This window comes from Psychrobacter sp. CAM01, assembly GCF_032842965.1.
In the GTDB taxonomy this organism is placed as follows: Bacteria; Pseudomonadota; Gammaproteobacteria; order Pseudomonadales; family Moraxellaceae; genus Psychrobacter; species Psychrobacter celer.
Genome location: NZ_JAWJBL010000005.1, coordinates 221,120 through 236,015, shown reverse-complemented (window position 1 = coordinate 236,015; position 14,896 = coordinate 221,120). Strand labels below are relative to the sequence as shown.

13 protein-coding genes are annotated in these 14,896 nt (G+C 43.8%); 1 reads left to right on the top strand and 12 read right to left on the bottom strand.

The annotated features are described in order from the left end of the window. The first annotated feature begins 190 nt into the window (after positions 1-190). The gene (gene fdxA, locus R0I52_RS02665) at positions 191-514 is read left to right on the top strand and encodes a ferredoxin FdxA (protein WP_317053039.1); all 324 of its coding nucleotides are present in this window, start codon (positions 191-193) and stop codon (positions 512-514) included. 90 nt (positions 515-604) lie between these two features. Here fdxA and R0I52_RS02660 read toward each other — a convergent pair whose 3' ends face one another. The 12 genes from R0I52_RS02660 to R0I52_RS02600 form a co-directional block, all read right to left on the bottom strand. Then, the gene (locus R0I52_RS02660; protein WP_317053038.1) at positions 605-1,075 is read right to left on the bottom strand and encodes a prepilin-type N-terminal cleavage/methylation domain-containing protein; all 471 of its coding nucleotides are present in this window, start codon (positions 1,073-1,075) and stop codon (positions 605-607) included. A gap of 208 nt (positions 1,076-1,283) precedes the next feature. Further along, positions 1,284-2,477, bottom strand: a complete 1,194-nt coding sequence (locus tag R0I52_RS02655) for a serine hydrolase domain-containing protein (protein WP_317053037.1) — start codon at positions 2,475-2,477, stop codon at positions 1,284-1,286. A gap of 132 nt (positions 2,478-2,609) precedes the next feature. Beyond that, on the bottom strand, positions 2,610-3,110 hold the full coding sequence (locus R0I52_RS02650; RefSeq protein WP_317053036.1) for a pilin: 501 nt from the start codon (positions 3,108-3,110) through the stop codon (positions 2,610-2,612). Between the two features lie 309 nt (positions 3,111-3,419). Further along, positions 3,420-3,887 (bottom strand): type IV pilin protein, encoded by a 468-nt coding sequence (locus R0I52_RS02645; protein ID WP_317053035.1) that lies wholly within the window; start codon positions 3,885-3,887, stop codon positions 3,420-3,422. After that, positions 3,887-4,474, bottom strand: a complete 588-nt coding sequence (locus tag R0I52_RS02640; protein ID WP_317053034.1) for a prepilin-type N-terminal cleavage/methylation domain-containing protein — start codon at positions 4,472-4,474, stop codon at positions 3,887-3,889. The genes R0I52_RS02645 and R0I52_RS02640 overlap by 1 nt, the downstream gene beginning before the upstream one ends. 56 nt (positions 4,475-4,530) lie before the next feature. Further along, positions 4,531-8,175 (bottom strand): PilC/PilY family type IV pilus protein, encoded by a 3,645-nt coding sequence (locus tag R0I52_RS02635; protein ID WP_317053033.1) that lies wholly within the window; start codon positions 8,173-8,175, stop codon positions 4,531-4,533. Between the two features lie 128 nt (positions 8,176-8,303). Beyond that, entirely contained in the window at positions 8,304-9,113 is an 810-nt protein-coding gene (locus R0I52_RS02630) for a PilX N-terminal domain-containing pilus assembly protein (protein WP_100748968.1), read from the bottom strand. 20 nt (positions 9,114-9,133) lie between these two features. Continuing rightward, positions 9,134-10,093, bottom strand: a complete 960-nt coding sequence (locus tag R0I52_RS02625; RefSeq protein ID WP_243456343.1) for a PilW family protein — start codon at positions 10,091-10,093, stop codon at positions 9,134-9,136. Next, positions 10,094-10,741, bottom strand: a complete 648-nt coding sequence (gene pilV, locus R0I52_RS02620) for a type IV pilus modification protein PilV (protein WP_317053032.1) — start codon at positions 10,739-10,741, stop codon at positions 10,094-10,096. Beyond that, positions 10,738-11,550, bottom strand: coding sequence for a hypothetical protein (locus R0I52_RS02615; protein WP_317053090.1), 813 nt, complete (start codon positions 11,548-11,550; stop codon positions 10,738-10,740). Before R0I52_RS02615 ends, pilV begins: the two co-directional genes overlap by 4 nt. A 568-nt stretch (positions 11,551-12,118) precedes the next feature. Continuing rightward, complete coding sequence (locus R0I52_RS02605; RefSeq protein ID WP_317053031.1) at positions 12,119-12,940, bottom strand: ComF family protein; 822 nt, start codon at positions 12,938-12,940, stop codon at positions 12,119-12,121. Between the two features lie 40 nt (positions 12,941-12,980). Beyond that, entirely contained in the window at positions 12,981-14,465 is a 1,485-nt protein-coding gene (locus R0I52_RS02600) for a phospholipase A (protein WP_317053030.1), read from the bottom strand. Positions 14,466-14,896: the final 431 nt, after the last annotated feature.

Below are 14,896 nucleotides of genomic sequence, written 5' to 3'. Positions count from 1 at the left end.
TCAGCATAAAGGCGCTAAAATGTGGCTTGTTTTTAGTCAATCTAGTTTTTTAGTTACTCTAGCCCTTATGGTGCATCATTAGGCAGACTGCCGCGACGATTGAATATAGCGATCGCCGTCATACTCGCCGCGGTAGGCGCTGACGATACAGACACCATATCAGCCAAATCAATAACAGGTAGACATCACTATGACCTTTGTCGTTACAGATAACTGCATTCTTTGCAAATACACCGACTGTGTGGAAGTCTGTCCTGTGGACTGCTTTTATGAAGGACCAAACTTTTTGGTCATCGACCCTGATGAGTGCATCGACTGCGCGCTATGTGAGCCTGAATGCCCTGCCAATGCCATCTTCTCAGAAGATGAGGTGCCAAAGGGGCAAGAGATATTCACTCAGCTAAATGAAGAGCTGGCGCAAAAATGGCCAAACATCACAGAGATAAAAGAGCAGATGCCAGAAGCCGCTAAATGGGACGGCGTCGAGGGTAAGATTCAGTATTTGGAGAAGTAGGCAGCCTGATCGCACTTTGACGCATGGATAAAACCCGTCAATAAAAAACCACCGAGCGGCAGCTGCTGTTCGGTGGTTTTTTTATCATAACTACTGACAAGCTTGTGGTAGATATGCGTCTTTGATACCCGCACTTGCCTGACATTGCCACGCCCCATCCGCTAAATAATCAAGGCTGAGCGTCTGAGCTTGCAAATAAGGCAGGTTGTGAATACGACAAATAATAGCATTTGCTGTCGTACTGCCAGCCAGCGGTGCTGTGACGGTAAACTGACAATATTTGGTCTGGGCTGGCATATTTAGCCCACGAGGACTAAAATCGGTCACCCCTGCGCCATTGTCAATCAGTGTGCGATATGGCAGACGAAAGTGATTTATTTCTTTATAAATAGTCAGGATCTGGGTCTTTCTGACCTGCGTCTGATAGCTGACGGTCGCTGTCGCTGCCAAGATACCGATGATAGCGACGGCAATCATTAGCTCAATTAAGGTATAGCCAGATTGCGCGCTGCCTGATTGTGTCAGGTGACGATTTGCGGCAGTATTATGTTGATACTTCATAGCATTATTATCAATTAATGGGATAATTGCTATGGTGCAGAGAGCGTGCCAGTTAGGTTTGGCGACTAGCCAGTTATTAAACATAAAAAAGCCAAACAGTACGTTTGGCTTTTTCGGTTAAATCAGACTTTGCATACACTGGACATTTTGTTCAGAATTTTGTCTTGCATGATATGAGCTAAGCTAAGAGCCTAGCCTATGCTTGTTACTATTGATCAATCATATGTTGGTATATCATCATCTTTACCTTATTACTGCCCTTGACGCCTTCGTTTGATGTGCCATTGCTCAACAAGGCCACCACGCCGCCACTATCACTGGCCGCTACCAAAGAAGATAAGCCTAATAAGTTACCATCACGATAATAAATTATGGTGGATGGTTCGTTAGGCTGATAAGTAACCATTGCATAACCATAGCACTCTGCTATTTGTGTCAAATCACAGGCTACTTTAGAGCTGTCTGTCAATATGTTTGGTGGTGATTTAAGCGACATTGCCTGTACTTGTTGGGCTAAATCAATAGCATTTCCCGATAACCCTGCAGCCGACGCAAGCCCTTCATAATCAAACGCTTTATAGATATCGGCGTATCCAGTTAGCCCTGTTTCGACATAGTTATATGTCACCTCATCATTCATAGCATGATTGGATATAAAACGTAGACTCGTGTCAGCAAAACTATAGTTTTCTGCGATGACCTTCGTATATGGTTTGTTATAGATGCGGCTAACAACTTCGCCCAGTAGACAGTAGCCCAGATTAGAATAGCTGGTTTTACTATCAGGGTCAAAGCCTAGAGTAATATTATTTAGACCCGTTAAATTATTAGGGCAAATGTCTTTACCGATGCCAAACATATCCTGACCAAACACACTATAACGGTCAAACCCTGCACGATGCAGTAATAGCTGACCAATAGTAATGTCACTGATTCTGCTATCTGTTGGCGTGTCAATTTCGCTGATTATCTTGGCGACTGGCGTATCGAGTGATAGCTTACCGTCTTTCACTAAGGATAAAATAGCATCTGCCGTCCACAGCTTGGTTACGCTGGCATAGCGAAAACGCGTTTGGTCGGTAACGCTTTCTGATAGTAGAGGATACTGACCGACATAGCCATTTTCGCAATGGTGTAATTTACCATTTGGTTCAATATAGGCAATTTGGTTGGCAGGGGCGTTATTATGTTTGGTTTGATAGGTTAAGATATCAGATAGCCATGTAGGGCTATTATTACTACAGCTCACTTCACGTACTGATAGCTCAGCACGTACTGGATATAATTTTTGCCATAATAGATTACGCGCTAACGAGTTACTATAATAATAGCCAGCTATTATTGTAATAAACAATAGAACACTGACGATAATAATATCTGTTAATTTTAGTTTTTGAAACATTGGCTTATACCATTATTTAGGTAATCATATTTTTTATAATGACTTAAATTAACATATAAATAATTAAGCATAAAAAAAGCCAAGTATAATACTCAGCTTTTTTTAGTTCACGATTGTAAATATGTACCTATATTAGAATGCTGTCAGACTAGCACCTGCAGTACAACCGTTAGGGGCGTACTTAGCTTCAACACTTGTTTCACATTTCCAACTCCCAGCTGTGCTACGTGTCCAAACTAATAGTTTAGGTGTATCACCTTTTAAGTTAGCAGAAGCATTATTACCAAATTTTCCTTGAATCTTTGCACTACCATCTGCAACGATCTCGACTTTCGGTGTTGCTGCTTTAGCTCCTTCCACCGTGTCTCCACCAACTGCTGAACCTAGTAAGTTAGATGCCGTTAGGCCTAAGTCAGCAGCAGTACAATCGCCAGCAGCACTACCTGTAATTTTACCAGAGTTTACACAGTCTTCTACAGCTGTCTTATAGTTACCAGTTTCAGCCATTACACGTGACACTTGTGATTTAGTAATATAGTTCTGATACTGAGGAATAGCGATAGCAGCTAGGATACCGATGATCGCAACCACGATCATGAGTTCGATTAGGGTAAAACCTTTTTGAGTGTTCATAAGAACTCCTTTAGAGAGGGTAAAGATAACGGATATTCGCTCACGCTATCTCTCGTTATATAATGTATTGGTCTTTCGTGCTCTATTAGATGCATATAGCGTGCCAATATCATTAGTCACAGTAGGTATATATGCTAAGTGCCCAATTTTTATCGCTATTTATCTATACTTTGATGTAGATACTTACCATACTGCTATCTACTGACACTAATTGTTACGCTAAGCATACCTAAAAGTGTCAATTTATGTCAATGGCAGCTACTTTGGCTCACGATAACTGACAATAATTGTCAGTTGCCAGACTATTTTTTAGTCATTCCACTCGCTGCCAGTGCCGCATTTTTTTTCATTACCGATAGTACGGCATTTAATGTTTTGATAATTAAGGCTCAAGACGCCATCACTTGCCATTTGCGTACCAGACTTCGGCGTTGCCGTAATCATCCATTTATTGGTCAAGGTGTTGTCGGGAGGCGTCAGGGTAGTTGGCTCGATACTGACATCGTATAGAGCTGTCCCTTGCTGAGGATAGGCGGTCGCAAAGTCTGCTTTGATCTGCGCGCTGATAGCGCGGTAGCTACCCTGTGCCAGCTTGCGACTCTCAATCTCAGAGGCGATATTTTGCATCTCTGTCATCATATCGACCCGCTTGGTCTTGATGACATAGCGCTGATAGCTGGGATAAGCGATAGCCGCGAGCACACCGATGATAGCGACGACGATCATAATCTCGACGAGAGTAAAACCTCTCTGTGTATGCTTGCTACTGTTGATCATTACCACTCCTTCTGGCCTGTGCCGCAGTTCTTATCGCCTATTTTTACTTCATTCTCACTTTGACAACGCACACCGTTACTGCCGAGCATCATATAGTGAGCATTTTTAGTGATACCTGTGTTGTTAGGTGAGGCTAGCATTTTCCATGAGCGACCTGTGACTGTATCAACATCAGTGCCGCTAGTTATCAAAGAGCTGCTGGTGTCTCTACCATCAACCAACGTAATCTGGTAACGATAATTACTAGCGTTACTCCCACTTGGGACATAAATCGTTTTATTGGTTGGTGTGTCGTCATAAACATAAGTTGGAGTAGCAGTACCGTTGCTAGTAGTTATTTTTTGCGGAGCAAACCCTTGATAGCTAAGCTGTCTGCTGCGCCATCGCTCCAGCTCTATTTGAAGTTGTTGCATCTTAGCTTGGACATCACGCTCCGCATTTAGTACTGCATAGCGCCGATAGCTAGGAATAGCGATGGCAGCTAGTATACCGATGATAAAAATGATAATCATCAGCTCGATAAGCGTAAAGCCCTGAGCCACGCGGCGCGCGACTGATGAGCGATATGCCATTATGTTTGCCGCCATCTTTTGTCACCCTTATCTTTTATCTTGACGAAGTCTCACTATAAAACACCAGTTTTTTATTGACTGCTGTTTTGCTCATACCATGCTTTTGGCTGTAGCGTATAGCGCTCATTAAATAAGTATTCCGTTGCGCTACCATCACCACCAGCTTGACTTGGCTTACCAGTACCAGGATAAAGATCTTTGATATTACTGTCGTTCTTAAAACCATCTTGACCGTATCCAGCACGGTTTGCAGCTTCGATACGATCAGCAATAGTAGTAGTACCTATCAAGACCTTTATGTCTTTGTTATCAGCGTTGTATGCACCAAGCGTCAGCTCTTGAATACCTTGTCCTGCTGGAACGTAGCCACCAGTGCCTGTCACTGAATCATCATCCATACAGATACCGTAAGGTAGACAATATAGCTGACGCTCTGAACCACCTACGATTCGTGCTGCACAACTTGAGACGGCGCCATAGATTTTATCGGGGTTATAGACAGTGGTATATAAGATATTGTTGATAGCAGCCATGTCACCTACACCCTTGTTGTATCTGACTTTACTATAGCCGTCAAAACGAGTCAGTGGATAATACCAGCCTTTTTTGCCACCCGTAATCATCAACTTCTTGACCTCAGACTTCTTATCGGCAGTCACAGTACCCGCAAGCTTATCGGCCAAATTCACCAAGTTTTCATTTTTCAAATCAGTGACGGTTTTAGTGAATCCATCTTTGTATAAATCAATACTCGAGATATCAGTGTCAATGATACCGTAGACTCGATTGGCATACTCATTGTTGTCACGCAACGTCGACAGTGGCGAGCTACGATTACCAGAGATGACATTAATAAGGGCAAAGATACTACCGTTGTTAGAGCCGCCTTCGCTACGGTAGAAGCTTACTACTGGACGGGTATAAAAACGGTATGCATATTTTTTGTCGACATCAGCACTGGCATTTAGGATACGAGTCATACTTTTATTGCTAAACTTATCAACTGCGTCAAAACCAAACTGCTCGATTCGCGCATTTTCAAAGTCTGCTCGAAACACCTGTCCACCAAGGTCAGCAGCATAAAGATGATCCATCAGCCCGTCATTGTCACGGTCAAGTACGGTAATTTCGCCCGTAAAACTATGAATCATGTTGCTATTATCACTTTTGGTCGCTGACCAAATTAAATCACCAGTCTTAGCATTAATCATGTAGATAGCATTGCCTTTAGCAGGCTTGCTATCAGTAGGAGCATACTCAGCGTCTTCGTAGCTCATATCATAGCCACCACCAAATATCAGGACATCAGTAGGTTCAGTGTTTTTGTTAGCGTCTGATCCTTTATTTAAGCGAATTTTGGCCGCTGTTGGTTTACTCCAAATTTGTCCAAGTCGAGAAAACTTCGTCGAGGGCTCACCGTTTAAGGTGTTTGGCGTGATACTAAATTTAATTTTAGGACTGGATCTATCACTAATGTCTATACCGTAGAAAGCTTGTCCACCCATTCGCAAGCCACCATAAGCAAACATACCCTTATCATCTGTAGTATCCACTGTGACTCTTTTATTCTCTAAATCGTATTTATAATCAGTGGTGACCAGCCACGGCGCATCAACACCGAAATATGGTGTTCCAACTTCATCTTTTATAGAACCTTCTACCAATGCTTTTGGTTGCGTCTCCACCATAAGCTTAGGGATGATAGCGAACTCTTCTACACCTGTATCAGCGTCGACTAAATGCAGTGCCCCATCCATTGAGCCAAATAATACGTAATCGTCGCGCGTATCAGTGATACGGCCATTGTTATCTAAGGTCGCGCCATAAGAGACTGCTGTGGGTGTAGAGTGCACTACTCCACCAAGTACCTTGACTTCATTGGTAGGCTGGTCGAGTTTTAGCTTATCTACTTCATCAGAGCTAGTCGACTGACCATCTTTAGTCAATACTTCACTAAAACCTAAAAAGCTCAGTAAACGACGTTTGTTTATTTCATTTGCGTCGGTATAAACACTATCAACAAGGTTGCCGAAGTTTTGTGGCTTACCATTACTATCCACAGTTATTTTGCGTAAAACAGGCGTCTTTTTGTCCTGTAGAGTGTCTTCTACATAGACAGTACGCAGACTAGATAGTCCGGAGTTTGGTGACTTCAGCTGTGCATAGACACCGCCAGCGGCAATATTATTATTAGCCGGCTTACCATCTACACTAACTCCAACGGTTTGCCACAAGTCTTGAGTGGCAGCACTTAGGTTACCTGCGACATCTTCATATAGCAGCTTATCGTTTTTACCATATAATGTGCCTTTATTTAGGTCATACTTTTTTAGGTTGCCGCGCCAGATACTGCTTGCTGAGGCAATATCTGGATCTAGCATAGGTAGATAGGCATAAGGTAGCTGATTAGCAGCACGATATGGATCATCAGGAATTGTGATCGTGCCAGAGGGTGCTGTGTTGATTATTTGAACCAAACCTGAAGCAAAGTCAACGATACTGGCAGCAATATCTTCAGACTTTTCGGTATAGTAAAAACCGCCATCGCCAAAGGTTTTTACTTCATCATCACCTTTGCGTTCACCAAGCTTACAAAGGTTACGAATATCGTCATCGACATTGTTTCCGCTGTTGCAATCGGTGACTTCTTTTGATTTACCATTGACAATAATATTACGAGTACCTGTTAAGCCATCAAAATCTTTACCAAATCCAACGGTCGCCGTTTTGATCGGTAGCCCTTTTGGGTTGTTAGCAGGGTTACGTAGTAGCGCAGCATAGCTTGCCATACATGCCCAGCCTCTATTACTATTTACATTTGGCAAACCACTGCAAGTATTTATAGATAAAGACGATGAGTAAGACAGTGAGTTATTCATAATAGCTTTTGCTCTGCTAGTGCTACTACCATTAGGATAACCATCAGTTAATAGATAAATACCATTACCACTACATTCTTCATCATTGAGGGGCGATATATAACTGCCGTTATTTTTGGTACTGTTATCAGAGTAGTCAAAACCGCTCCACCAAGTACTATTACTATAACCACTATCTTTTGTAGAGGTGCCCATCATATAAGCACCAGATTCTGCTAAAGCGTGGGCTGTAGGCGTTCCTCCAGTAGGGTTTAGACCTATGACCTTATTGAGCAATTCAACACGCTGCTCTGCGCTCAACTCGCGGGTAGGTGTTAGAATAACCGCCCGACTACCATCACCATTGAGACTATAGTTCCCCATGCCAATACTATAATCATCAGGTAGCGAACCTGTCGGTTTGAGACTTCCATCTTGTACGTTATAAACCCTATCAGCAAGTAGCTCTAAAAGGGCTAATTTGAGCTGCGTCATGCGATCAGTTGTTATATTACTTTGGTCATACCTATCAGTACAACCATAAGGAGTATAGGTTCCTTGCGCATGCACTTTATTAAAGTTTAAAACTGTATTACCGTTTTCATCTCGTAGCAGACCATCGGGCTGATTTGCATCTTTTTCACGCTCATACACAACCAGCTGAATGGCTTTATCTGTTCTATCGCTCTTTTTACCCTTACAAGAGCCGTCATAATAGCTCATACTTCCTGATGTATCTAACATCATAAAAATAGCAGCCGTTCCAGGCTTAGCAGGTGCATAAATCTCTAAGTCGCCAATCGGTTTGCGCTTAATAGTGGCAGTATTGGTATGCGCAGATGTCGTTATCAGACCCATAATTATTGACGCTGTCAATGCTTTGATAGGCCACTTGCGTGAGTACGATTTGTTATTTCTGTAGATCATGACCTACTCCTAATAGCAATATTTTAATATTTGACTCAGACATAACTATGGTGGTTGGACTAACTAGTAGGTAATGTGCAGAGCTTACCGCTACCTTTACCAAAATTGACACATTTAGTGCGTTTAGATTGGTTTTCGACATTGGCCATCTCATAGATGACCGTACTTGGCACACCCGCTTTTGTCATACAGCCTCCGATAGTATCAGCCGTATCATTTACTGAGTGTAAGCGGCTTGTTTGTTCAAAACAATTTTTGCTACCTACCGATGTGTCACCATATGCTGGTAATACTGCCGTACTATTAATATCAAAAGTAAAAGCTTGACTAGATATCTCGCTACTGTCTTGACCGATTGTATAACTTCTAAAAGGCTCGTTTTCAGAGCTAGGCGGCGTTAGGGCAACACTGACCTGAGTCATGCTGGCATTACGAGCGCTGATGTAGTCATCAGACACAGCTGGATTACAATAACCTTTATTATTCAAACTACCAGATGGAGTAATGATTGAGGCTTTATTGATGTCAAAAAATTGCCCCCGTGGACGAAAGCAAAAGATATACTCATGATCTATACTATCGCTATTTAACATGAAGTGCCCAAAAGGACCACTACGTGAGATCATGTCGTTATAAATATTTGTGTTACTACTGCCATTGATGCTCTGTTCTATATTTTGATGAGCATTATCAGCTGACTGTAATAATAAGGTATTTATTTGGTCACTGGTGGCCAGTCGTAAGTCTGTCGTACTCTGTCTGACCGCAATAACACCCACCAAGATGATTAACATCAAAAATAACAATACCACGATTAGTACAGCACCCTGTTGGGCAACTGGCAACTCGCTAGGATATGAGCTCGGCATATCAGACACTTGACTCTCCTTTATGGTGTGTTATTGACAGTAGCCACAATGCTCATTATCCGAGCACTTCGTAACAATATAGTCGATTCATAGCTACGTCGATAGTATTTTTTACGCGAGCTATCTGCTTTAAGTTCGTGCTTTGTGCCTAACAAAGTAAACTCATCTGCATCAGTATCAGTGATGAGCGGTGTGTTACTACGTACGATCATGCCAAGCTTGACGCTTGTAATAGCAGGTTTTTCGCCCTCAGTTGGCTTATCAATATCTAAATAAACGCTAGGCGGCAAATAAGTCAGCTGATCGACAGCTGCCTGCACACCCAAAAGGATTTTGAATTGATCAATAGCTGCAACTACTACTTCACCATTGCCAGTAAATGCCTCTGTCACATTACCATCTGTATCTACACGCCCTGCTGTACAAGCTAATACCAAGTCTTTAGTGGTAGCTGAATTACTTGCACCTGTTGCTAGACGCACAAAGTAACGCTCAACGACCCAGTCTTGTTCTGCTACTTCAATTTTTCCACCTTCACAATCATATAGATCATATGGAGTGATGTTCTTATACTGAATAGTTAATTGGTCACTTGGCTTATCTTTGATGTTGGATAAACCAGTAGCGCTATTTAATGTAAGGTACTTGGTAGCGGTTGTATTATTTGTACCTAAGTTGGTTTGAGTTAATACAATACCACCATGATCAGTAGCATCCGTGATATAACTGATAGGGTTCCCTAGATTTGCTAGACGAACGTGCTCTTCAATAGCTTGCATAGCGAAAATACTGCTATCTTGTACCTCAGAAGCGCTTTGTTGGATAGTGATGGTACGAGTATTAATCAAATAGACCTGCATTACAGCTGCAGAAACCAAAAGCCCAAGCACTAAAGCAATCATCAACTCAATAAGAGTGAAACCACGCATGCTCGTTAAAGATGCATTGGACAACAAACGGGCAGTACGGTATTTTGTCATCTAGTAAGCCTCCGAGATAAGACAGTGACTACCTGTCTTATATACACCATTAGCAGAGGCACAAGCTTTACTATCATTATCATCAAGGATAGCCTTGGTATCACTCCATGCCGTGATAACACACATTTGCTGTTGAATGGCTTGTGCAGATGTACCTGGGCACATAACGATACTAACACTAAGATCTTGATCTTTTGCCATTTTTTTAACTATTAAAGCATCACGTGCTGCTAACTGATTGATATCACAGGACTGCTGGGCGATCTCTTTACCTTCTATGTTTTTAGTGGTGGTAGATAGACAGCTATCTGTTCCTACAATACTCACGACTTGACTATCGATCGTAACGCTATCCGTTGCATTACTACTAACCACCGCTTGTACAGTTGGTACTGCGTTGTTATCACTAGCTACTGCTTTGGCAAAGCTGCTGCCACTACCTGTCACATATGCTTCAGGATAGGCACGCATAACCTCAGCTAAGTTACGTATTATAGTCAAAGACTTTGTGCGTATAAGACTCTCATCTGTGGCGCTGACTGCACGCATTTGTAAAGCACTAAAACCCAATACTGCAACAGACAACAGTAATACAGCAACCAATACCTCTACTAGCCCGATACCTGACTGCCTATTATTAACTCTCATTCACAAACCCCTCCTAGCTTGCTACTGATTAGTCCTACGCTACTAACAACTACCTGTCTAGAGGTGGCGGATTTGTTACTATCACAAATAGTATATGTGACCCCGGCACTTACTGTTTTATTAGGCCTGAAAGTTATCTTATTCGCTGAAGACTTTACAATACTCTTCGCATCATATGGATAAGTCGCAATAATTACTAAGTTTGATTCTGTAGGGTTTCCAGCTCCGTTCCCGTTCCCGTCTCCGTTCCCGTCTCCGTTCCCGTCTCCGTTCCCGTCTCCGTTCCCGTCTCCGTTCCCGTCTCCGTTCCCGTCTCCGTTCCCGTTCCCGTTCCCGTTCCCGTTCCCGTTCCCGTTCCCGTTCCCGTTCCCGTTCCCGTTCCCGTTCCCGTTCCCGTTCCCGTCTCCGTTCCCGTTCCCGTCTCCGTTCCCGTTCCCGTTCCCGTTCCCGTTCCCGTTCCCGTTCCCGTTCCCGTTCCCGTTCCCGTCTCCGTTCCCGTCTCCGTTCCCGTCTCCGTTTCCGTTTCCGTTTCCGTTTCCGTTTCCGTTCCCGTTTCCGTTTCCGTTTCCGTTTCCGTTTCCGTTCCCGTTTCCGTTCCCGTTTCCGTTTCCGTTTCCGTTTCCGTTTCCGTTTCCGTTTCCGTTTCCGTTCCCGTTCCCGTTTCCGTTTCCGTTTCCGCCACTATCTGGATCTGTCGGTGGCGTATCTAACGCCCATGCTGAATTAATAAAAAAGCTTGTCCAGTCTTTAGGTCTTGTTACTGTTAAAGATACTAACGGGCCTGAATAGGGAACCTCAACATTGATCATATTGTTTGACTTATTTCCATTAATATAGCTAACGGTTACGGGTATTTTATTAATACTACTTTCAGCTCTAGCCCCTTTTAACACATTTACTAAAGTAGTGGTTGTTGATTTTACTCGCTGATTTGCTAACTGTTTACTTATACTAGGAGCAGCAATGCTTGCAACAATACCTAAGACCACGATCGTCACCATTAGCTCAACCAATGTGAACCCTAAGCAAGCTATAAATCTGGCTTGTGATATCTTTACCGTAGAATTATGCATGTCGCTATCCTATTCTTGGTTACTGTCAAAAACTGACGTGATTCTTATCAAACAATAGCGTATTTAACCGCTTGAAATTTAATCTTTATAAAGGCATCTTAAAAGGTTGTTTAATAGGCTTGAACTATATACCTGCAATTTTTGTACCATTTACTATTACTCAAGTCTATACTCATTGCTGATCTAATAGATTTATCAAGTCTAGCGATACGGTCTCTTATCTTATCAGTTACTCATATCATCGTTACAGAAACATTCCAGAATTATTTAGTGTATATCAAATCGAAGTCGCAAGCCAGCAAGCTTACTGCTGACTCCCATGAGCGAGTGCATAGGCAGATAGGTGGTAGCGGTTGGTCGGTAATGAGGACGCAGAGGTGGTATTGGTAGCAGGCTTGTACAAAGCGCGGCCCAGCGCTTGTAGGCTCGCGCCTGTGGTTGCGACATCATCGAACAGCAGTAAACGTTTAACTGGCGGGGTTTCGGTCAGCACAAAAGCATTATTGAGATTACTGAGGCGCTCAGCGCGTGTCAGGCCTTGCTGGCTGACGGTGTGATCGATACGCCGGACACCTTGCCATAGCGGTATCTGCCAATGCTTAGACAGCTGCGCAGCTAAGATACTGACCGGATCAAAGCCACGTTTTACCAGACGTTGAGGGGTGGTTGGCATCGCGACGATGACAGCATTATCGTGATGGCAGCCACGTGGCCGTGGTAGTTGACGAATCGCATGGAGCAGCAGTGGTAGTTTGCTCATGTCTTCGTCATGCTTGAAAGCGCGAATGGCTTGCCGAATAGGATAGTCATAAAAAGTAGACGCCTGAATGCTCAAGGCGCTGCCAGCTGCGATATCGACTCTAAATGGTTTGGGCAACCATGTAATACCATGATGACAATGAGCACAGAGCAGACCGCGACTCAAGTGACGATGGATATACCGAGTAACCTTACCACGGTAAATATCGGTAAGCATTGAATCAGCAATAAAAGGAGCGGCTGGGGATAGATGCGAGGTCAACAGCTGGGATGGTGCGGTGCTGCGATATACGCGGCATAGCTGGCAGCGTATATCCACATACTCTGCCAGCCATAGTCCAGCTTGATAAGGAGCCAGTCGGCGCATTGCTTGTACTCCTTAGCAGTCAAAGGCCGTCGATCAGGCCTTAAAACCCCTTCCAATCATTTAAGACGATACCAAAACCGATGGAGGTATTTTCGTGGTTATAGTCGATGATAGACTCGCCATAGCCTTGGAACAGCTGTACATAGCCATTGACGTTTTTGGTCAGTGGATAAATGTAGTCGATCTGCGCCGCGCCTTTATTGGTGCTGGGGTTATAGCGCAACGTGCCACTTAGGCTTTGCTGATCTGGCAAGTCGTATAGGAATTTGATATCACCATAGCCCATGTAGTCTTCGATATCAGGGTTGTCTTCGCTGCTGCTGCTTTCGTTGTTGACGCGCGCCCAGAGCCGCGGCACGACCGACAACTTGCCCCACTCAGCCCCTGCCATCAGATACGCGCGGTTCCACGAACGCGATAACGGATCATCTTGGCCATTAGAGTGATGAATGGCACCTGCACCTAGCATACGTAGACGGCCGCCAAAGGGTAAGTCAGCGGTCACAGGCTGGGTCAAAAATATCTCAGGCTGATAGTCGGTGGCGCGAAACGGCCGAGAGTTATCTTCGTTATACACTTGCCAATGCGACTCTTGGGTATAGCCAAACCATAAATCAGCACTACTATCAAACAAGTCCTCTGCCACTTTGGTCTTTAACGACAGCTGAAACTTCAGCTCCGTCTCACGGACATCATTGGACGTAAAAGGCTCGGTGTCTTGTGAAGGACTGCTTGGCCCCAAGTTAGGGTCAAAGGTATAAAACAGCGGCAGTAAGTAGGTTGGACGATAAGGTCTGACGGTCCAAGTGCCGCGCTCACTGTTTTTATCCAAATCATAAGATAGGCTCAGCGGGGTGTACTTTTCGATGTCTGTTTGCTTGACACCAACACTTTCGAGTACTTTGGCTTCTCGCTGGGTCAACCCCACCGTGTCTAGACTCTGCGTTTCAGGCGAGGACGCCGCTTGTTGGGGCAGCTCGGCAGCGACGGCGCTGCTGCTATCGGTTGTGATGGTAGAGCTTTCTTCTACAAACACCACTTGCGGGTTGCCTGACAGTGTGCTTTGAAAGGTTTTGGCTAAGTCCACAGGCTGTTTGGTGGTGGTATAGCTTGGTGTTTTGCCTTGCTCTGCCACTTTATCAAAACAAGCCAAACGCGCGGTCGCCAGCTGTACCTCGGTACATTCAGCAAACAGCTCTGCTTGTTTGGCGATAAATTCTTTACTGACCACTTTACGGTTTTGCTTACCTGCCTCTGCGCTCGTTGATGGCTTAGGGTCGGCCTCGCTGTGCGGCACCTCATAATCCTCATACTCAAACGCCGCATCTGGAACTGGCAGCTCCCGATAAGTTTGCTCGTCCATCGCAGCGTGAGCTTGTAAGGCCGTCAAGCTCAAAGCCGCCGCGATTGCAACACATAGATGGCGATGGCTATTTTGACGACAGTTAAGTGATAAGCCACCAGATGGCTGGCTTGTGGCACAGGCTTGCGGTAATTGACGTTGAGTAATGATATGGGCAAACATAGGTGTCCTTTATCTGACCAACAATAAGGTCAGTAGAGTATTTTAGATAATGAATATACCATTAGCATCAGCGCTAATATAAAAACCATTCATGAATGAACATCGAGGGCTGAGCTGACAATTTACCCAGCCCTTCAGCATTGTTGCTTTATTGTAATGAAAATATAGACACTATACTAGCGTTATCCTTGCTACAAATACAGATATTCACAAACACAAAAAGGCAAATCTCCATGTCCCCTTACTTTGACTAGCGAGAGATAATAGAGGTTACCATTATATCAAGCACCATGTCTGTATAAACAAACAAGGACATCTAATACCTATAAAAGCAAATAGTTAGTCTATCACTCTCCTACTCACAAGGCTCCTTATCCAAAAAAGCCAAGCGCCTACTATGTTAGGCGCTTGGCTTTTAATTAATAAAAACA